At 70.2% G+C, this 20,217-nt stretch carries 19 protein-coding genes and 1 pseudogene; 11 read left to right on the top strand and 9 right to left on the bottom strand.

The features are described 5' to 3' along the window. Positions 1-81: 81 nt before the first annotated feature. The gene (locus AC5L34_RS06480; RefSeq protein ID WP_151452791.1) at positions 82-630 is read left to right on the top strand and encodes a YbaK/EbsC family protein; all 549 of its coding nucleotides are present in this window, start codon (positions 82-84) and stop codon (positions 628-630) included. 96 nt (positions 631-726) lie between these two features. Here AC5L34_RS06480 and AC5L34_RS06475 read toward each other — a convergent pair whose 3' ends face one another. The 4 genes from AC5L34_RS06475 to AC5L34_RS06460 form a co-directional block, all read right to left on the bottom strand. Further along, positions 727-1,362, bottom strand: a complete 636-nt coding sequence (locus tag AC5L34_RS06475; RefSeq protein WP_494824073.1) for a DsbA family oxidoreductase — start codon at positions 1,360-1,362, stop codon at positions 727-729. A gap of 20 nt (positions 1,363-1,382) precedes the next feature. Continuing rightward, entirely contained in the window at positions 1,383-1,811 is a 429-nt protein-coding gene (locus AC5L34_RS06470) for a SufE family protein (protein ID WP_357866730.1), read from the bottom strand. 73 nt (positions 1,812-1,884) lie between these two features. Next, a complete protein-coding gene (locus AC5L34_RS06465; RefSeq protein WP_089002765.1) occupies positions 1,885-2,310 on the bottom strand; it encodes a CBS domain-containing protein in 426 nt (141 codons plus the stop codon). Between the two features lie 55 nt (positions 2,311-2,365). After that, positions 2,366-4,135: a proline--tRNA ligase gene (locus AC5L34_RS06460; protein WP_494824071.1), complete on the bottom strand. Its 1,770-nt coding sequence runs from the start codon at positions 4,133-4,135 to the stop codon at positions 2,366-2,368. A 416-nt stretch (positions 4,136-4,551) separates the two neighbouring features. Here AC5L34_RS06460 and AC5L34_RS06455 point away from each other — a divergent pair, with 416 nt between their 5' ends. The 10 genes from AC5L34_RS06455 (at position 4,552) to AC5L34_RS06410 (ending at position 14,958) form a co-directional block, all read left to right on the top strand. Continuing rightward, on the top strand, positions 4,552-4,785 hold the full coding sequence (locus tag AC5L34_RS06455; RefSeq protein ID WP_494824070.1) for a hypothetical protein: 234 nt from the start codon (positions 4,552-4,554) through the stop codon (positions 4,783-4,785). A gap of 105 nt (positions 4,786-4,890) precedes the next feature. Beyond that, on the top strand, positions 4,891-6,030 hold the full coding sequence (locus AC5L34_RS06450; protein WP_441173882.1) for an NAD-dependent epimerase/dehydratase family protein: 1,140 nt from the start codon (positions 4,891-4,893) through the stop codon (positions 6,028-6,030). Further along, complete coding sequence (locus tag AC5L34_RS06445) at positions 6,027-7,232, top strand: DegT/DnrJ/EryC1/StrS family aminotransferase (protein ID WP_441173881.1); 1,206 nt, start codon at positions 6,027-6,029, stop codon at positions 7,230-7,232. Before AC5L34_RS06450 ends, AC5L34_RS06445 begins: the two co-directional genes overlap by 4 nt. After that, positions 7,232-8,101, top strand: coding sequence for a TauD/TfdA family dioxygenase (locus AC5L34_RS06440; protein ID WP_441173880.1), 870 nt, complete (start codon positions 7,232-7,234; stop codon positions 8,099-8,101). The genes AC5L34_RS06445 and AC5L34_RS06440 overlap by 1 nt, the downstream gene beginning before the upstream one ends. Further along, positions 8,089-8,658, top strand: coding sequence for an HAD family hydrolase (locus AC5L34_RS06435; RefSeq protein ID WP_494824067.1), 570 nt, complete (start codon positions 8,089-8,091; stop codon positions 8,656-8,658). Before AC5L34_RS06440 ends, AC5L34_RS06435 begins: the two co-directional genes overlap by 13 nt. Then, entirely contained in the window at positions 8,655-10,466 is a 1,812-nt protein-coding gene (locus tag AC5L34_RS06430) for a M3 family metallopeptidase (protein WP_441173878.1), read from the top strand. The genes AC5L34_RS06435 and AC5L34_RS06430 overlap by 4 nt, the downstream gene beginning before the upstream one ends. Before the next feature lie 68 nt (positions 10,467-10,534). Continuing rightward, positions 10,535-11,797, top strand: coding sequence for an ATP-grasp domain-containing protein (locus tag AC5L34_RS06425; RefSeq protein WP_494824066.1), 1,263 nt, complete (start codon positions 10,535-10,537; stop codon positions 11,795-11,797). Further along, positions 11,686-12,813, top strand: coding sequence for a radical SAM protein (locus AC5L34_RS06420; RefSeq protein ID WP_441173875.1), 1,128 nt, complete (start codon positions 11,686-11,688; stop codon positions 12,811-12,813). The genes AC5L34_RS06425 and AC5L34_RS06420 overlap by 112 nt, the downstream gene beginning before the upstream one ends. A gap of 58 nt (positions 12,814-12,871) precedes the next feature. Beyond that, positions 12,872-13,885, top strand: coding sequence for an LLM class flavin-dependent oxidoreductase (locus tag AC5L34_RS06415; protein ID WP_441173874.1), 1,014 nt, complete (start codon positions 12,872-12,874; stop codon positions 13,883-13,885). Beyond that, on the top strand, positions 13,882-14,958 hold the full coding sequence (locus tag AC5L34_RS06410; protein WP_441173873.1) for a GDSL-type esterase/lipase family protein: 1,077 nt from the start codon (positions 13,882-13,884) through the stop codon (positions 14,956-14,958). The genes AC5L34_RS06415 and AC5L34_RS06410 overlap by 4 nt, the downstream gene beginning before the upstream one ends. 166 nt (positions 14,959-15,124) lie before the next feature. On the opposite strand, the pseudogene AC5L34_RS06405 reads toward AC5L34_RS06410, so the two are convergent. The 5 genes and pseudogenes from AC5L34_RS06405 to AC5L34_RS06385 form a co-directional block, all read right to left on the bottom strand. Then, positions 15,125-16,147 (bottom strand): annotated as a pseudogene (locus AC5L34_RS06405) (MFS transporter); the annotation flags it as partial. Beyond that, positions 16,144-17,307, bottom strand: coding sequence for an ATP-grasp domain-containing protein (locus AC5L34_RS06400; RefSeq protein WP_441173872.1), 1,164 nt, complete (start codon positions 17,305-17,307; stop codon positions 16,144-16,146). The pseudogene AC5L34_RS06405 and the gene AC5L34_RS06400, both read right to left, overlap by 4 nt. 278 nt (positions 17,308-17,585) lie before the next feature. Further along, a complete protein-coding gene (gene tyrS, locus AC5L34_RS06395) occupies positions 17,586-18,689 on the bottom strand; it encodes a tyrosine--tRNA ligase (RefSeq protein ID WP_441173870.1) in 1,104 nt (367 codons plus the stop codon). Between the two features lie 438 nt (positions 18,690-19,127). Then, complete coding sequence (locus tag AC5L34_RS06390) at positions 19,128-19,634, bottom strand: roadblock/LC7 domain-containing protein (RefSeq protein WP_441173869.1); 507 nt, start codon at positions 19,632-19,634, stop codon at positions 19,128-19,130. Continuing rightward, complete coding sequence (locus AC5L34_RS06385; protein ID WP_132235405.1) at positions 19,631-20,002, bottom strand: hypothetical protein; 372 nt, start codon at positions 20,000-20,002, stop codon at positions 19,631-19,633. The genes AC5L34_RS06390 and AC5L34_RS06385 overlap by 4 nt, the downstream gene beginning before the upstream one ends. Positions 20,003-20,217: the final 215 nt, after the last annotated feature.

The following is a 20,217-nucleotide window of genomic DNA, read 5'->3' as shown; positions in this document are numbered from 1 at the left end:
GACCCCCTGCCGCCGACGTTTCCGGCCGTCGACGGTGTGCCGGCGGCCCGGGTGTGGCCGGGTGCGAGGATCGCAGGCGTGATGGGGACGCTGAAGACCGAACCTGCCCGCAGCCGGCTCGACCTGCTGGCGCCGCCGGTCGCCGCCGCCGTCGGGCAGTGGCCCGCCGAGGCGCCGGTGGACGTGGACGACGTGCTGGTGGCGCCGATCGACGCCGAGCTGGCCGACACCGCCGCCTTCTGCGCCGCGTACGAGGTGGGGCTGGATGAGTCGGCCAACTGCGTCGTGGTGGCCGGCAAGCGTGAGGGGGTCGTGCGCTACGCGGCCTGCGTCGTGCTCGCCACCACCCGCGTCGACGTCAACGGCGTGGCCCGGCGCGCGCTCGACGTGCGGAAGGCGAGCTTCGCGCCGATGGCCGAGGCGGTGGAGCTGACCGGAATGGAGTACGGCGGCATCACCCCGATCGGGCTGCCCGAGCAGTGGCCGATCCTCGTCGACGCGCGCGTCATCGCCGCCCCGCACGTGATCATCGGGTCGGGCGTACGGCACAGCAAGATCGCGCTGCCCGGGCCGGCGCTCGGCGCCCTGCCCGGCGCGCGCGTGGTGGAGGGGCTGGCCAGGCCGGCCTGACCGTTCACCGACGTCGATACCGTTGCACGTGAAACATCGCGCGCGTCGATGTAAGTGGCCGGTGGTCGACCCCGCCGTCGTCGCCTGCGGGCCGGCTCAGCCGGCTGCGGCCTCGCGGCGGCCCACCTCGGCCAGGGCGGCGAGGAGCGTCTCCGGCTCCTGGGCGCCGGTGACCGCGTACCGGCCGGCCAGCACGAAGGTGGGCACGCTGGTCACCCCGATCTGCCGGGCGGTGGCCAGCTCGTCGGAGAGTTCCGCCACCCGCTCGTCGGAGTCGAGGAAGCGGCGGGCCTCGGTGGCGTCCAGGCCCACCTCGGCGGCGAGCCCGGCGAGCGCGTCCCGGGAGCCCACGTCGACGCCGTCGGTGAAGTGGGCACGGTAGAGCGCGTCGACCATCTCGGCGGCGCGCCTCCGGTCGGTGGCCCAGGCGACCAGGCGGTGCGCGTCGAAGGTGTTCGCGGCGACCGCGCGGTCGAAGTCGAGCTTCAGGCCGACCTGGGCCGCCACCTCCGTCACCTGACCGAACATCTGCCGGACCCGGTCCGGCCCGCCGAACTTCGCGGCCATCGCCTCCACCAGGGGACGCGGCTGCGCCATCGGCGACGGATCGAGCTGGAACGGCCGGTAGCGGACGGTCACCTCACCGTCGTACGACTCCAGGGCCTGCTCCAGCCGCCGCTTGCCGATGTAGCACCAGGGGCACACGACGTCGGCGTAGATCTCGATCTCCATGTCGGGTGACAACCCTCCGTCTAGCTGGTCTGTTCCCGGACCTGGCGCTTGAGCCGGGCCAGGATGGCCGTGCCGCCGCGCACCCGCAGCGGGCTGATCGCCTGGGCCAACCCCATCCGCTGGTAGAGGTCGTCGGGCACGGCGAGCACCTCGTCCGCGCTCGCCCCGGCCAGCCCCTCGGCGAGGATGCCGGCGAACGCGCGCGTGGTCGGCGCCTCCGGCGGGCAGTCGAAGAGGGTCTCCACCGTCTTCTCCGGAGTCACCCGGGCGCGCAGGAAGAACGCCGTCTGACATTCCGGCACCTGCTCCATGCCCTCCCGGTCGGCGGAGCCGGCGGGCAGCGGCGGGACGACGTCGGCGTACTCCAGCAGCATCTCCAGCACCACGTCGCGGGGCGCGGCGGCGAACTCGTCGACGATCTCGGAAAGCCTGGCCGGCATGGATGACATGCCCCGAGGCTACCGCCGTCGGGAAGGGACCCCTCCGCTACCGGGAACCTGGGGAAGGGCCCTTCCGTACACCTCAGACGGTGGGCGCCTGCTCGCTTATCTCGCTCAGCGCCGACTGGGGGTCGAGCTGCATCGCGAGGTCGCCGAGGGAGACGATGCCGACCAGCTTGCGCTCGCTGTCGCAGACCAGCACCCGCCGGATGCCCCGCTCCCGCATCAGGGCCGCCGCCTCGGCCGCGGTCGAGTGCTGCTCGATCATCACCACCTCACGGGTGATGATCGAGCCGATCGTGGTGGTGGCCGGGTCGCTGCGCTCGGCCACCGCCCGTACGACGATGTCCCGGTCGGTGAGCATGCCGGCGAGGGTGGCGCCGTCGGTCACCACCACGTCGCCGATGTCCGCCTCCTTCATCACCCGGGCCGCCTCGTCCAGGTTGGTCTCGGCGGGCAGGTAGATGACCTGCTTCGTCATCACGTCGCTGACCCGGTAACCGGTCATGAGAGCCTCCAGAACACTTGCGCCGATCGGACTGCGGTACCCCGTGACACGTTCGCTACACCACGCTCCCGCGCTCCCGGTGTACCCGTTCGACGAGTCGGTCAGCCACCTCGTCGACCGGCAGTTCGTCGCGCTCGCCGGACGCCCGGTCGCGCAGCTCCACGTACCCCTCGGCGAGACGGCGGCCGACCACGACGGCGCGCGGGATGCCGATCAGCTCGGCGTCGGTGAACTTCACCCCGGCGGAGACGTGCGTCCGGTCGTCGACGAGCACCCGCAGGCCGGCTGCGGCGAGCCGCCGGCCGAGCTCCAGCGCCGCCTCCAGCTGCGGCCCCTTCCCGGCGGCCACCAGGTGTACGTCGCACGGCGCGACCGCCTCCGGCCAGACCAGCCCCCGCTCGTCGTGGTGTTGTTCGGCGATCGCGGCGACCGCGCGGGACACCCCGATCCCGTAGCAGCCCATGGTCGGCCGGACCGGCTTGCCGGCGGGGCCGAGCACGTCGACGGCGAACGCGTCGGTGTAGCGGCGACCGAGCTGGAAGATGTGTCCGATCTCGATGCCGCGCCGTATGGTCAGCTCGCCGGTGCCGCACGCCGGGCAGGGGTCGCCGGGGCGCACCTCGGCCGCCTCGATCGTGCCGTCCGGGACGAAGTCCCGGCCGCAGACCACCCCCGTCGCGTGCCGGCCCGGCTCGTTCGCGCCGGTCAGCCACGCACTGCCCGGCACCACCCGGGGGTCGACCAGGTAGCGGATGCCGAGCTTCGCCATGACCTGCGGGCCGAGGTAGCCCCGGACCAACTCGGGGTGGTCGTCCCAGCCGTCGAAGACGTCCACCGTGGCCGGGGCGACGGCCGCGCCGAGCCGCTTCAGGTCGACCTCGCGGTCGCCGGGTAGCCCGACCACCAGCAGCTCGGTGGTCTCCGCGCCGGGGCGGCGCAGGGCGAGCACCACGTTCTTCAGGGTGTCGGCGGCGGTCCAGTCGGCCCGGTCGCGCAGGCTTCGGGCGTTGGCCAAGGCGACCAGGCTGGCGATGGTCGGGGTCTCGGGGGTGTCGTGCACCTCGGCCGCCGGCTGCGCGTCCGGGTCGCCGGCCGGCGGGGCGGGCGTGGTCACCGCCTCGGTGTTGGCCGCGTAGTCGCAGGCGGTGCAGCCGACGAAGGTGTCCTCGCCGACGGGCGTGGCCGCCAGGAACTCCTCCGACGCCGAGCCGCCCATCGCCCCGGACGTCGCGCGCACGATCGTGTGCTCCAGCCCGAGCCGGTCGAAGATCCGCCGGTACGCGCCCCGGTGCCGCTCGTACGCGGCCTGTAGGCCCGCCTCGTCGAGGTCGAACGAGTAGGCGTCCTTCATCAGGAACTCGCGCCCGCGCAGCAGGCCGGCCCGGGGCCGGGCCTCGTCGCGGAACTTCGTCTGGATCTGGAAGAGCGTCACCGGGAAGTCCCGGTAGGAGCTGAACAGGTCCTTGACCAGCAGCGCGGCCAGTTCCTCGTGGGTGGGCGCGAGCAGGTGCTCCGCGCCGCGCCGGTCGGCGAGGGTGAAGATGTCGTCGCCGTACTCCGTCCACCGGCCGCTGGTCCGGTAGGGCTCGGCCGGCAGCAGCGCCGGGAAGTGCACCTCCTGGTCGCCGATCGCCGCCATCTCCTGTCGGACCACCTCGGTGACCCGGTCCAGCACCAGCTTGCCCAGCGGCAGCCAGGTGTAGCCGCCCGGGGCGGCGCGACGGACGTAGCCGGCGCGCAGCAGGAGCCGGTGGCTCGGCACCTCCGCGTCCGCCGGGTCCTCGCGCAGGGTCCGGAGCAGCAGGGTCGACATGCGTAGCAGCATTGGCGCAGCGTACGGCGGGGGCCGGCAACCAGCGATCCGATTTGTTCCCGACGACCGAATCAGCCTGCCGCCCGCCGGCCCCCACGATCGCGCAGGTGGCCCGCGACCACGGCATCTCGTGGCCGGTCGTCGCCGGCGCGTCCACCGTCCACGCGCCCAGGTGCGGCCGGCCGAGCCGGAGTCGGTCACGGTGTCCGATATTGACGAGGATCGTCGGGCAACCACGCAACTGGTCTGCCTCTCTCCGTTCCGCTCAGTGATTATACATCATCGTCGGCGGTCGCTCGCATAACGGACCAAAAGCGTGCGAATCTGAGCTGTGGGGATTCGCAGACGTGGCATTGACGCGTTTCCTTGGCCGGTGTTAACGTGTCGAAACCAACCGATCTCCCGAAGGGACTGGCATGCTTCCTCAGGTGGTCCGAGACATCGAAGCCAAAGTGGCTCCCGACGAGTGGTACAACGCAGTTCAGGCGCTGACTGTTGCTGACATCGAAGAAATCAGCATCAGCGACATCAGCAGCCTGGAGAACAACTCCCTGAAGGACCTCATCAACCACGCGGTGACCAATCGGCTGGCCAGCCACCTCGGTGGCACCTACACCTCGCCGCCGAAGGGCTCGATCGCCGAGCACACGATGTCCTCGTAACGTCGGCTCGGTCGTCGTATCTCAGGGTGGATGGATTCGTTTACGACCCCATCCACCCTGAGATCTTCTTTTGCTGAACCATTTTCGGCTAGGGGGTGTCCGCTCATGCCAATTGGTAACATCGTGATTCTCGGATGTGGCGGATATATAGGTAGTCATCTGCTGGATCGACTTCTGAGAGAACCGGGCAACAAGATCTTCGGGTGGGATCTCGAACATCGGAAGATCGAGCATCACCTGGGTAATCCGGCGCTGAATTTCGAAGAGTCGAACATCGGCTCGACGTACGCCCGTCAGCGACTCGAGGAACAGGTCGCGTCCGCTGACGTGGTGATCAATCTCGCAGCGATCTGCAACCCCGCCGAATACAACACCGAGCCGCTTCGCGTCCTCGACGCCAACCTCTTCGACCTCCAGCCGGTCCTGCGGATGTGCGCCGAGCAGCGGAAGTGGCTGATCCACTTCTCGACCAGCGAGATCTATGGGCGGACGATCTCGAGCTACCTGCCCGACGAGTCCTTCGACGATCCGGATCTGTACGTCCTGAAGGAGGACGAGACTCCCCTCATCATGGGGCCGATCCGGAATCAACGGTGGACGTACGCGGCCGCCAAGCAGGTGGTGGAGCGGCTGGTCTACGCGTATCACCGGGAGCGCGGGATGCCGTTCACCGTCATCCGCCCGCTCAACTTCTTCGGGCCCAGGATGGACTACCTCCCCGGCCACGACGGTGACGGCGTGCCGCGGGTGTTGGCCTCCTTCATGGCGGCCCTGATCGACCGCAAGCCGCTGCAACTCGTCGACGGCGGCTGGGCGCGTCGCACGATCGTCTCCATTGACGACGCCATGGACGCTGTCATGGCCGTCCTGCAGCAGCCGGAACGCTCCCAGAACCAGTTCTTCAACGTGGGCAATCCGGACAACGAGGTGACGGTTCGCGAGCTGGCGGAACTCATGCGGACGGTGTACGCCGAGATCACCGACGACAAGACGTATCTCGAACATCCCATCCACGACGTCTCCGCGGCCGACTTCTACGGGGCGGGCTACGAGGACTGCGACCGTCGTATGCCCAGCATCGAGAAGGCCAAGGCGCTGCTCGGCTGGACCCCGCGCAAGAGCCTGCGTACGACGCTGCAGGAGACCATGCGGGCGTACCACGAGACCTACGTGGTCCAGGCCGCCGCGTCCGGGGCGCCGGCGGAGGCGACCGGTCCGGCGGTCAGTTCCGAGGAGGCACGGTGACTTCGCTCCCCTCCGACCAGGACACCAGCGGTCGGACGCTCGGCGCCGAGGAACTGGCGCTGCTTGGTGAGGTCATCGCGAGTGGCGTGCTCAACTCCACGCGCGGCACCCAGACCGCCCGTTTCGAGAAGGCCTTCGGCGAGCTGCTCGGCCATGGCCGCAGCGCGATCGCCTGCAACTCGGGAAGCGCCGCGGTACACACGGCGGTGGCGGCCCTCGATCTCGAACCGGGAGACGAGGTCATCGTCTCGCCGTTGACGGATGTCGGCGGGGTGGCGCCGGTGCTGTGGCAGGGATGCATCCCGGTCTTCGCCGACGTCGACCCGTACACCCTCAACATCACCGCCGACTCGGTGGCGGCGCGGATCACCCCGCAGACCAGAGCGGTGATCGTGACCCACCTCTTCGGGAATCCGGCCGATGTCTCCGGCATCCTCGCGGTGGCCCGGCAGCACAACCTGTACGTGCTGGAGGACTGCGCCCAGGCCTTCGGCGCCGAGACGGCGGGCCAGCCGGTGGGCACCCTCGGCGACCTCGCCTGCTTCAGCCTGCAGCAGACCAAGCACATCACCACCGGCGAGGGTGGTCTGGTGTGCGGTGCCGACGCGCAGCTCGTCGCCCGAGCCCACCAGTTCGTGAACAAGGCGCGCATCTACTCCGATCCGGAGCCCGAGCACCACTTCCTGGCGATGAACTACCGGATGACGGAGCTGCAGGGTGCCGTCGGGGTCGCGCAGCTCGAGAAGCTGCCCGAGGTGGTCCGGGCACGTCGGGAGAACGCCGCTCGCCTGGTCGCGGCCCTGGACGGGGTCGCCGGTGTCTCGGTGCCCGGCCCGCTGCCCGGGGCGCAGCACTCGTACTGGAAGATCCCGCTCCAGGTGGACCCAGCGGTGCTCGACGGAGGCGGCGCGGCGTTCGGCGCGGGACTCGCCGAGCGGGGTGTCGGATCGGCACCCGGCTACCAGCGGCCAGCCTGGACCTGGAGCGTGATCGCCCATCAGCGGACGTTCGGCACCAGCCGGTACCCGTTCACCCTGGCCCGACCGGAGGCTCTGGACTACTCGCCGGAGCGGTACCCGGGCACCCTGGCCGGTCGGGCCAGCGTGGTGGTGCTGCCCTGGAACGAGCGTTACACCAAGTCCGACGTCGATCAGATCGCCACGGCGATCGACGACGTCGCGGCCACCCTCCGGCGGCAGTGATGCCGGAGAACCGCGAGGTACCGATCGTCGACGTGGCCGCCGACCGCCACGACATCGAGATCTTCCAGGCCGGTGGGACGGTGCCCGCGAACTACCGGCGGGCCGAGCGCGAGGGGCTGGCGGCCCTGGACCGGACGCCGTTCGGCTTCGTGCTGCGGGGCACCGGCTTCGAAACCCTCGACGATCCGCAACGGGGTGCCTACATCCGCCGGCTCACCGGACTGTTCGGCCGGATCTCGGACAGCAACCGGTTCAGCGAGACCAGCAACGTGTTCGTCGACATGGTCGCGCCCACCGAACCGGGCAGCGCGGATCCGACCTTCTCGCTCGGCGAGTGTGAGGCCCACTCCGACGAGAGCTCGAAGCCGAGGCCCGAGGACGTCGTCCTGTTGTGGTGTGTGCGTCCGGCCGAGGAGGGTGGGGAGAGCCTGTTCTGGCCGGCGGACGAGCTGCGGCGGACGATCGGGGCCACCGCCGGCGGTGCCGCCCTGATCGAGGAACTCGGCCGCGACCAGTTCCTCTTCGGCGGCAAACTGCGCAATCCGCCGAGGGTGCTCCGGGCGCCGATCCTCTTCCCGGGCGACGGAATCCGGTTCCGGCTCGGCTCGCTGCAGGATGCCGGCGAGGTCTCCGGCAGGCCGCCGACGAAGGAACAGCGCGCGGCGATCGGAGCACTGTTCGACGCGGTCTCCGGCACCACCCCGTACCGCTACCGGCTGGAGGCCGGGGAAGCGCTCGTGCTGATGAACCGGAAGATGCTGCACGCGCGGACCGATTTCACGGACGACCGCCGGCTGCTGTTGCGGACCCGCTGCTTCAACGACGAGTTGTCGAACAGCCGTTACGACCATGCCGCGTGGCTCTCGTGACGGCTGTCATCTTCGACCTCGACGGTGTCCTGGTGGACAGCTTCGCGTTCTGGCTGGTGCTGATGAACGACTGCGCCAGGGCGTCCGGCCATCGGGAGATCGACGCCGACGCCCTGGCCCGCAGTTGGGGGCAGAGCGGGCGCGAGGACCAGGCGGAGTTCTTTCCCGACTGGACCGTTGAGCAGGTGACCCGGCACTACGACGCGCGGATGACGGCGTACGCCGGATCAATCGCCCCGCGTGCGGAGACGGTCGACCGGGCCCGCTCCATCCAACGCCAGGGGGGTCGGGTCGCGGTGGTGACCAACTCCTCGCGGGCGTTCACCGATCTCGCACTGCGGCGGTGCGCGCTGACGCCCGACGTCGTGGTCACCGTCGATGACGTCCAGCAACCCAAGCCGCACCCCGAAGGGTTGCTGCTGGCCTGCCGGCTGCTGGACACCCCGGTCCCCGCCGCGTTGTTCGTCGGCGACTCCGCGTGCGACGCCGAGGCGGCCCGGGCTGCCGGCGTGTCGTTCCAGCTGGTCGGCTCGCCGTTGCCCGAGGCTTGCCGATGAGCGAGGTGGACGACGCGGCCGACGGCCCGCTCCACTGGGATCTGACGGACCTGACCCTGGTGGGCGAGCACCGGATGGGACCGGACGACCTGCTGGACCGGGCCAGCGGGCACGCGGCGGAGTTGGTTGCCAGACCGGACCAGGACTGGACGGCTGACGCGACGCGGATAGCCCGGTTCATGGCCCACCGGGCGACGGTGGACGATCTGATCGGGCGGGCTCGCGCTCTGGTCGAGCTACCGCTGATGGTGGCCCCGGCGGATGCCGGTTCGCGGGCCCGATGCGCCGCCGTCCAGGACCGGGCGCGCGAGATCGAGTCCCGGTTGGCGTTCTTCGACCATGAGTGGTGCGGGCTGCCGGCGGACCGGGCCGAGTCGTTGTTGGCGGAGCCGGAGCTGGCCGGCTGCCGGGAACTGCTGCGGAGGCTGCGGGTCGAGGCGGGTGCCCGGCTCGGGGAGGAGGCCGAGCGGGTCCTGGCCGAAATGGCCTCGTCCGGGATCGACGCCATGCGCCAGCTGCACCACCAGCTCGTGTCCACGCTGCGCGTCGAGGTCGGCGAAGTGGAGCTACCGATCGACGCGGCGCAGAACGAGCTCGCGTCCGGCCTGAGGTCCCGGCGTCACGCCGCCGGCACGGCAATCTCCGCTGCCCTGTCCGACACCGCCGAGGTGCGGGCCACGGTGCTCACGGCGGTGGTACGGCACGCGGCGGCCAGTGACCGGTTGCGCCGGCGCGGACACTGGTTGAGCGCCCGGAACAGCGCCAACGACCTGCCGGACAGCGCCGTCGACGCCCTGGGCCGGGCGGTCGACGCGCGCTACGACGTGGCTCGGCGCTGGTACCGGCACAGGGCGCGGCTGATCGGCGTCGACCGGCTCACCGAGTACGACCGGTCGGCGCCGGTCGGTCCGTCCGCCGGGGAACCGCTGAGCTGGGCCAGCGGCCGGGACCTGGTGCTCGCCGCCTTCGGGGACCTCGATCCCCTCCTGGGGCGTACCGCCGCCGACTTCTTCGAGCAGGGCTGGATCGACGTGGGCGCCGAGGACGGCCGGCGGTCCGGCGGCCACTGCGCCTTCACCGTGCCGTCCGTGCACCCGTACGTGATGCTGAGCTGGCACGGCGGTGTCGAGGATCTGGTCACCCTGGCGCACGAACTCGGTCACGGGGTGCACGGCATGCTCGCCCGAGCGGCCGGAATCCATCACTACCAGGTGCCGGAACTCTTCGCCGAGACGATCGCCCTGTTGGCGGAAACCGTCGTCGTCCAGTACGCGGTGCGCAGCGGTGCGGCACCGGGCCAGTCGGGGGCGATCACCAACTGGCTGCTCGACCGGGCGGTCTCGACGATCTTCCGGCTACGGGCGCTCTGGCGGTTCGAGCAGCAGGTGCACGAGGTGGTGCGGGCGAACGGTCGACTCGACGCGGACCGCCTCGATCGGATGTGGTCGGGATGCCTTTCCGAGCTGTACGGAGACGCGGTCGACCTGCCCGGGACGTACCGGCACGGATGGGCGCTGATCCCGCACTTCGTCGATGCGCCCGGCTATCTGTACAGCTACGTCGGAGGGCAGTTGCTCGCGTTCTCGGCCGCCCGGCACCTCTCGGCGGCGGGGCACGCCGGTGATCTGATCGACGCGCTGCGGGCCGGCGGTTCGGCTCCGGTGCCCGAACTTTTACGCAAGCTCGGTGTGGGTGTCCATTCGCTACAGTGCTGGACGGATGGACTGGACGAATTGACCGATTGGCTGCGCCGGGTCGAGGACGGCAGCGCGCCGTCGGCGTTGACCGCGGGGGTTGATCGAGGATGAACGCGCGCCCACTGGTCGGGGTGGTGAGCCCGATGGGGCAGGCTCAGCGGGAGTACCTGCTCAGGTCGTTGGCGGGGGAGTTCGACGTCTGGGCGTTCGACGACCAGCGGCGGAACTGGGTGGATCGCTACGTGGTCGGTCAGTCGACCATCGATCCGTACGACGAGGAGCAGCTGATCCGGGCCGCCGGCGCGGCCGGGGTCGACGCGTTGATCAGCTGGGACGAGCTGAGCGCGTACCCCACCGCCCGGGCCGCCCGGGCGCTCGGCCTGCCGGGTCCCAGCCCGGAGGCGGTGAGAGTGTGCCGTGACAAGTATCTGACCCGGCGGGCGCTGTCCGAGTACGGCATGCCGATGCCGGCGTCGGTGCCGGTGTCCGGCATCGACCAGGCGCTGGCGGCAGCGTCGCAGACCGGGTATCCGGCGGTGCTCAAACCGCGGGCACTGGCCGGCAGCGTCGGTCCGATGCTGGTCCGCTCTCCCGACGAGTTGGTCCGCGTCTTTCCGGACGTGCTCGGCGCGCGGTTGCCTGGAGTCCGGGTCGACCTGGCCGAGCCGTTGGTCCTGGAGACCTACCTGGACGGTCCCGAGATCAGCGTGGACAGCGTGTGCTTCGACGGTGTCGTACATCCGTTGTTCGTCGCCCACAAGGAGCTGGGGCCTCCGCCCTTCTTCGAGGAGACCGGGCACTGGGTGGAGGCGGGGGACGCCCTGCTTCGCGACGAACAACTCTTGAGCCGGCTGCGCGACGTGCACGCCGGGGTGGGCTTCGATCAGGGGTGGACCCACACCGAGTGGCGGCTGACCCGGAACGGCCCAGAACTGGTAGAGATCAACTCGCGGCTGGGTGGTGACCTGATTCCCCAGTTGGGTGGGCTCGCCACCGGCCTGCGACCGGCGGTGATCGTGGCCGAGGTGGCACTCGGCCGGCGGCCCGACCTGACCTCGCGGAGCCTTGGCGCGGCCGCCGTCCGGTTCGTCTATCCGGACCAGCCGGGCGAATTCGAAGCCCTGGTGGTCGACGAGGAACGGTTGCCCCGCGAGGTGATGCGCCTCGACCCGTTGGCCGAGTCCGGGCAATGGTTGTTGCCGTCCGCGCAGGTCGGCGGCCGGGCCGCGTTGGTGGCCTGTGCGGGTGATCGCATCCCCGAGGTAGCACGGGCGATAGACGAATCCCTGTCCGCAATCACCCTCGTCCTGCGGAAGCCGGGAGGAGAACCATGCCTTTTGACACCTACGTCTGGAAGATCGCCAGTAGGTGCAATCTCAATTGCACCTACTGCTACGTCTACAACCTCGGCGACGAGTCCTGGCGGCAACAGCCTCGGCTGATGAGCGAGGAGGTCGCCCGGACCGCGGCGGTGCGGATCCGCGACCACGCCGTACAGCACGGCTTGGATCGCGTGGACATCAACTTCCACGGCGGCGAGCCGTTCCTCGGTGGCCGCCGACACCTGGAGCTGATCCACTCGGCCATCACCGAGAGCTTCGCCGGCAGCGGAGTCGCGGTCAGCACAGCGGCGCAGACGAACGCGTTGCTGTTCGAGCCGGCGATCGGCGACCTGCTGATCGAGCGCGGCATCGCCCTGTACGTCAGCCTCGACGGGCCTCCCGAGATCAACGATCGGTACCGCCTCGACCTGCGCGGGCAGCCGACCGGCGCGCGGGTCGCGGAGAAGCTCAAGGAGATCTCGGCGCCGCCGTACGACCGGATCTTCGCCGGCATCCTCTGCGTCGTGGACCCGACCTCCGACCCGCGTGCGGTGGTGGACTACCTGGCCACCTTCCGCCCGCCGATGGTCGACTTCCTGCTACCGCTGAACAACCACGACAACCCGCCCGTGCGTGGTGTCGACGAGTACGCCGACTGGCTACGTGCCTGCTACGACCACGTCATGTCGCTGGCCGAGCCGATGCGGGTACGCATCTTCGACGACATCATGCTGGCACTGCTGGGGCACGGCGCCGGCGACTCCGACCGCCAGTACCTGGTCATGGAGACCGACGGCACGCTGGAGTTGGACGACACGCTCAAGACGGCCTTCGACGGCGCGTCCAAACTGGGTTACGACATCGCCCGGGACGACCTCGACGTGGTGGCGGCCGACCAGCGGCTGTTGCCGCTACGGGCCGAGATCGCCCGACTCGGTCCCACCTGCCGTGCCTGCGCCCTGGTCAAGGTCTGTCGGGGCGGGCACGTCTCGCACCGGTACTCCGAGAGTCAGGGGCTCGACAATCCGAGCGTCTACTGCTCCGCGCTCCAGCGCCTGATCCTGCACATCCGATCCCGCCTGCTCGCCGAGGTCGCCGCCGCCGGCTCCCGGCCGGCCGGTCAGTCGGCCGGGTGACCACCTACTCTCCATCTCCACCTATCGCGACACTGGGAGGCCAGTTATGAGGCTGGGCATGGGTCTGGCGTTGATGAACCCCGGCAACCGCCCCGATCACGAGGTCTACCGGGACTCGCTGGCCCTGGCAGATCTGGCCGAGCCACTGGGCTTCCACTCGATCTGGACCGTGGAACACCACTTCACCGGCCACTCACCGGTGCCGAACCCGCTGCAGTTGCTGGCGTACGTCGCCGCCCGCACCACCCGGATCGAACTCGGTACGGCGATCCTCGTCCTACCCTGGCACGACCCGCTGCGGGTGGCGGAGGAGATCAGCGTCCTGGACATCCTCTCCGGCGGCCGGACGACCATCGGATTCGGTCGTGGCCGCAGTGAGATCGAGTACGCGGGGTTCGGGGTGGATCCACAGGAAGGACATGCCCGGCTGGCCGAGGGCATCGACTTCCTGCGACGCGCCCTCACCGAGGACCCGTTGCACTATGCCGGGAAGTTCTACCACTGCGCCGGGCTGTCCATCCGGCCCCGGCCGCTGCACCAGCCCGAGCGCGGCTTCCACGGTGCCGCGCACAGCTCCGCGTCGGCGACCCTGGTCGGTGCCGCCGGACTCCGTCTGATCTTCTCGCCGGAGACCGACGAGGAATTCACCGACGGGTTGCTGCGGGCGTACCGGGATGCCGCGGCGACCAACGGGCACCAGCCCGGACCGTCAAGCGCCCATCTCTACGTCTGCGTGGACACGGATCGGCGGCGGGCCTTCGATCGGGCCCGCCGGTACATGACGCCAATGGTCGAGTCACTCGCCCGCCACTACCGGGCCCGCCCCCACCAGATCCTGTCCCCGGCCGACCCGGATCCGGAGGAGACGACCGACGCCGTCTCGCAGTTCATGGCCAAGCATGTGGTCGGCACGCCGCAGGAGTGTGTCGACAAACTCGCCCGCCTGGGTGAGCGGTTCGACATCGGCCAGTTCATCGGTGAGTTCAGCTACGGCGGCATGCCGGTCGACGAGGCCAGGGAGAACCTGACCCTGTTCGCTGCCGAGGTGCTGCCGGCACTGACGGACGCGTGACCGGCGGCGCGGTGCGGCTGGAGCCGCCGCCATCGGCCGGCAGCGGGTGGCGCCGGCTGGCTCTGACCGACGACCGGCTGGAGATTGTCGGCGCGGTCAGTACCCGGCACGGTCCGGGGGGCCTGCAACCATGGCGGCTCCAGCACCGCGACCTCGACCTCTACCACCCGTCCCTGCTCGGGCCCGGGGCCTGCCCCGCCGGAGTGCGGCTGCGGCTGCGCTGCGACACCACCCGGCTCCGGCTCCGGCTCGCCGCCAGCGAGTCGGTTCCCGGCCCGCATCCCCGAGTGGTTCCACTCTGCGACCTGGCCGTCGACGGCGAGCTTCGGACGACCCGCGCCATGCCGCCGAGCGGCGAGATCGAGTTCGGCGGCCTCGACGGGACCACGGCGGGCCTCGAGGTGTGGCTGCCGACCGCCCCGGCCCTACGGATCATCTCGGTGGAGGTGGACCGGGGGGCGCGGGTCGATCCACTCCCGCCGGACCGACAGCCGGGCTGGGCCGTCTACGGCAGCAGTCTCACGCACGGAGTCGGGCTGAGCCCGGCCCGGACATGGACGGCGCTGGCCGCCAGAGCCGCCGGGCGACGGTCGTACTGTCTCGGCTACGACGGCGGCGCGCATCTCGACCCACAGGTGGCCGCCGCGATCGGGGAACTCCCGGTCGAGGTGATAACCCTGGAGATCGGCATCAACGTGCACCTGGCCGGCTCGTTCACCGGCCGGACGTTCGCGCCGGCGGTGCACGGCTTCCTCGACCGCATCCGGCTGCACCAGCCGGCGGCTCCGGTCGTTGTCGTACCCCCGCTCCTGAGCCCGGCCCACGAGGCGACCCAACCGGAACACGGACTGGCCCTGGCCGAGATCCGTGCCCAGTTGGCACAGGTCGTCGAACTGCGCCGCCGCCGAGGTGACGCGGCGCTGCACCAGGTGGCTACAACTGACCTGCTGGACGACCCGGCACTGTTTCCGGATGGTCTGCATCTGTCCGCAGCGGGGCACCGGGAACTGGCTCGCCGTTATCTGGAGTGCGAGTCTCGGCTGTTCGACCGGCCGGGCCCGACCCCGGCGTGAGCCGGAACCAGCCGGACGCCAGACCGGCGAGCAGCAGCAGGGCGGCCAGTCCGAGCCAGCCCGGGACACCGGCGGTCAGCACGATCCCGGTCAGGATGATCGGGCCGACCATCTCCTGAGTGGCCGTACCGAGCGAGAAGAGGGCCAGGTGGGAACTGCGGTGTTCCTCCGGCGCGCCGTCGTAGGCCAACTCCCACTCGCCGGTCGCGTGCCAGATCTCGCCGAGGGTCAGCAGCACGATGCCGGCCACCGCCAAGGCGACCGCCACCGGGGTCGGCACCTTCGTCACCACGGCCAGCAGCACACAGCAGGCGGCCAGTGCGGCTCCGGCGAGCCGTACCGAGAGGACTCCCCGGCCGGCGGTCATGTTGGTCAGCGGCACCTGCAGCAGGATGGCCAGCACGGTGTTCAGCACGATCAGCAGCGGCAGGGTCCACGTGGGCACCGCCGCTGAGGTCGCGAGCCAGACGGGTATGCCGACCGCCAGCAGGGTCATGTGGATGCTGAGGAAACCACAGATCCCTGCCAGTCCCATGTAGCGGACGTTCCGCGCCGCCCGGCGGATGCCGGCGGTGACCGAGGTCGACTTCGGCGCGGTGGCGCCGAAGGCACCGATCCGAAGCAACAACAGGGCGGCCACGACGAAGGTGAGCGCGTTGCCGAGGACCGCGGCCACCAGCGCGAACCGGCCCGGATCGATCAGCAGCGCCGCACCGATCCCGCCGCCGACCGCGAAGCCGAGGTTGCGGACCGTGCGGACCACCGCCATCGCCTGTACCCGCTGCTCGGGGCTGCTGAGCCCGGCGACCGCAGCCTGCGTGAGCGGGCCGGACGGGCCCTCCGCGAAGGCTGCGGCGGCCAGCACCAGGGTGAGGGCGAGCCAACCGTCGACGAAGGCCAGCGTGACGAAACAGCCGGCGCGCCACGTGTAGAGCCCGATCAGGGCGGTCCGGACACTCAACCGGTCGCCGAGCGCGCCGAGCGGGACACTGGCGAAGCGGACGATCCCGGCGATGGTGAAGCTGAGGCCGATCTGCTGCGGGCTCAGCTCGAGCACGCGGAGGAAGAGGATGACCGCGGTCGCCATGTAGAGGCCGGTGCCGACGGCGTCCAGGAGCGAGGCCAGGGTGAAGAGCCTGACCGCAGGCTGGGTCGGCAGACTGGCACGTAGCCGGGTCCCCAAGCTCATGTGCCCTCTACCTGGATCTGGATGCCCCGGGCCACCTCGTCGGCGAGGGCGGCGGCCGCCGCGCCGTCGGCGCCGCGGGCGATCACATAGCCGCAACGCTTGTTGGAGTCGGTGATGGGAGCGATGACATCGCCGACGTCGACCGTCATCGCGACGCGGAGCACGCCCGGCCGCTCGCGGGCCTGGTCGACCCCGGTGATGGCGCTGACCCGACCCGGCGAGGCGCCGAGGAAACGGACCGCCGCGCCCTGCTCCGCCGCGGGAGCCTCCGTCTTGCCGCCGGCGAGCACCTCCAGCAGCCGGGCGACGAGGCTGCCACCGTAGGCGAAGTCCAACAGCTGATCGATGTAGTCACCGGGAAGCCGGCCAGCGCACTCGACCAGATGCGGCACCCCGGCTTCGATGATCCACTCGGAATGCAACACCCCGGTACGGAACTGCGTCGCGCCGATCAGCTCCTCGACGCTCAGCCGTAGCCGATCGATGAGTTCGGCCGGCAGTGGTGCGGGCGCGACGTGGGCCATCTCCACGGGGAACCGGCCGTCCTGCACGGTCTTGGCGGTGACGTTGAAGAAACCGATCTGACCCTCGTGGACCAGGCACTCGACGCTGACCTCGGAGCCGGTCAGCCACCGTTCGACGAGGATCCGTCCGCCGGCCGCGTACCGGGCGCGGCGTTCCACCTCGTCCGCGCCGGCGGAGATCGCCCAGGCTTGCGCGGAGTCGGCGGACTCCGCAAGCCGCTGCACGCCGATGCTCGCCTGGAGAGTGGTGGGCTTCAACACGCACCGACCACCGTGCCGTTGACGGAACGCCGACAGATCCTCCGGGCCGTCCGCCAGGATCCAGTCGGGTTGAGGAATTCCCGCCCCGGCGGCCACCGTCCGCAGCCGGGCCTTGTCCCGCAACACCGTGGCGGCGGCGAGCCCGGCACCGGGCAGACCCCATGCCTGCGCCAACGCGCTCGCCCCGACGACGCCGTACTCGGTGCTCGGGAGCACCGCGGACACCTGAGCCGGTCGCTCGATCGCCTCGACCAGCCGTTCGGGGGTGCCCTCCGCCTGGGTGGGCGCGGTGACGAACGAGGCCACGCACGGGTGACCCGCCAGGAGCGCGGGAACATCGCGGATGGCGCTGATTTCCGGTTCCTCGATGACCATTACCGAATTGGCGGGAAGCAGTCGATCGAGATCGGTGAGAAGCTGGCCGCTGAAGCCAACCATGACGTGTGTGACGTGCATGATCCACCCCCGTGTGAGATGTTGCGTCCCGCTACGCCGGTGCGCGTCGCAAGCACGCTACCCGAGTCCCGATAGTCCGTCATGCCACCTGTCCTTGACCGAACAGTTCGGGCGGCACCCTGATGAGGACAAATGTCCGGAGCCTCCGCGGGCCGTCGAAACGACTTCCGCCGCCCCCGGCTCGCGGGGCGGTGCGACTACTTGACGGTGATCCGATGGAAGCGGCGCTTGCCCAGTTGCAGGACGAAGGTGCCCGGTTGCAGAGTCTGCTGTTCGTCGGTCACGGTCGTACCGTCGATCCGGACCCCGTTGCCCTTGATTGAGCGACGCGCGTCATTCTGCGACGTGGCCCAACCCAGTTCGACGAGGATCTTCGGCAGGTACGCCTCCGTGGTGCTCGACTCCGGGATGTCCTCGGGCGCCTGGCGGTGTACGAATCGGCGGTCGAACTCCTGCTCGGCCTGCTGGGCGGCTTCCGGGCCGTGGAACATCTCGACCATGGAGCGGGCCAGGGTCCGCTTGAGCTTGACTCCGCCGAACTCCTCCAGCAGCCGGTTCTTCTCGGCCGTCGGCAGATCGAGGGCCAGCCGTACGTAGTCCGGCATCGCACTGTCCGGGATCGACATCGCCTTGCCGAAGATCTCCTGGGGCGGTTCGGAGACGCCGATGTAGTTGCCGTAGCTCTGGCTCATCTTGCGCGCGCCGTCGGTGCCGACCAGCAGTGGAGCGCACACGCAGGACTGCGGGTCCTGACCGGCGCGTTGTTGCAGGGACCGGGCCAGGACGAAGTTGAACTGCTGGTCGATCCCGCCCAGCTCGACATCCGCCTCGACCGCGACCGAGTCGTGGCCCTGCAACAGCGGGTAGAGGAATTCGATCAACGAGATCGGGCGGTGTTCCACGAACCGCTTGTGGAAATCGGCCCGTTCCAGCAGTTGCGCGACGGTGACGCTGGCGGCGAGTTCGAGCACGTCCGGCATCTGCATGGCGCCCAACCACTCCGAATTGCGCCGGATCTCCAGCCGTTCCGGGTCGAGGATTCGGAGCAACGCGTCCGTGCAGGCGGCGACGTAGGTCTCCACCTCGTCGGCGGAGAGCCGGCGACGGGTGGCCGACTTGCCGGACGGGTCGCCCACCTGGGCGGTGAAATCCCCGATCACCAAGACCGCCGTGTGGCCCAATTCCTGGAACCGGCGTAGCCGGCGCAGCGGGACCGACCAGCCCCAGGTGACCGAGACGGCGGTCGGGTCGACGCCGAACTTCACCCGCAGGGGCACGCCCCTGGCGAGCTTGCTCTCCAATCCACCCTCGGGAAGCTCGGTGAATCCGTCCGCCAGGAGATAGGCGGCCTGTGCCCGGACATCGTCACGGAGTTGTGGAGCTAGAGCCGGGGGTGAGTACCGCATCGCGCCCTCCAGGCGGAATCGACAGCGCCGACGCCATGGACGGTTCCGTGTCCGTGGGCCGTCGACATCCTAATGGATGTCTCGCGGCCCGGCCCGGGCGTTGACGGCCACCGGTGCTGGCGTCGGTCCGGCCGAAGCGGTGCGGTAAAGGTGGCCATGCCGTAAGCGGCGTCGGTGAATATGATCGGCGCGGCGGTACTCGCACAGATCATGCCGACCCCTCCCCTGATCCCGGGCACTTGGGCCGTGGTGACTACGTTCCGTCCAGCCGGCTCAGCGGTTGCCCGTCTCCGGCGGCGGAATGCCACCGCGATCGGGAACAACCGCTGACCGTCAAGACCTGTCGCCAGCGGGGGACGTGACCTGATCCAGCAGGGCGGCGAGCCGCCTGGCCACCGCCGGGGCGTGCAGGTGCAGCCGGGCCACGTTGATGGTGTCCTCACCGACCACGGCGAGCAGCGCCTGCGAGCTGACCGCGTAGACGCTCAGGTAGCCGCTGGCGTTGCGGACGGTGGACTGCTGGAAGTCGCCCTGCCCCAGCCGGAGCCCGACCTGTCGGCCCAGCCCGTACGTGGTGGCGGCGAGCGCCGCCAGGTCGCTCGGGTCGACGTCGGTCTGCAGGTTGTGGGTGATGAGCAGACCGTCCACGCCGCCGAGGACGCAGCCGTGCACCCCCGGGATCTGTAGTCGCAGCTCCGACAGCTCGTGCCCGATCGCCGGGTACGGCAGCGACGCGCTCCCGGCGAGCGACGGGGGCAACGGTCGAGGCGGCGGGAGGGTTCCCGTGCCGCGTGCGGTACGGCGCGGCAGGGGAGTCTCGGTGTCGTCGATCCCGCTCACAGCTCCAGGCTCTCCTCGATGCTGCGCAGCTGGTGGCGTGCCATCGCCAGGTTGGCGCGGCTCTTGCTCACCATCAGGTAGAGGAAGAGCCCCTTGCCGGTGCGGCTGGTCACCGGGCGGATCAGGTGGTACTGGGTGCCGAGGGTGATGAGGATGTCCTCGATCTCGTCGTTCAGGTTGAGCATCTCGATGGTGCGCAGCTTGGCGCGGACGACATCGGTGTTGCCGGCGGCGGCGACGGTCAGGTCGATCTCCCCGGTTCCGCCTGCCACGCCGAGGGTCATCCCGCTGTTGTAGTCGACGAGTGCGGCGCCGATCGCGCCGTCGATGCTCATCGCGGTCTTCAGTGCCAGGTCGAGGTTCGGCACGGTGTTTCTCCCAGGACGTACGGGCGGCGTCGCCGTCTGCGGTGCAGAGGGTGATCCGGCGGTGACAAGTGGTGTGACCTCGTAAAAAGGGCTTGGACGAGGCTCGCACACCGGGGACCGCGGCGCACCTGCTGGCGCCCCCATCCACCTGACCGGACGGTGCCGGCCGGCCGGCAGTTCCCGCAAATGGAACGCTCCGACGGATGGCCGACAGC

The organism is Micromonospora sp. ZG13, assembly GCF_059359355.1.
The sequence above is the reverse complement of the archived record's forward strand: the minus strand, read 5'-3'. Positions and strand labels throughout refer to the sequence as shown.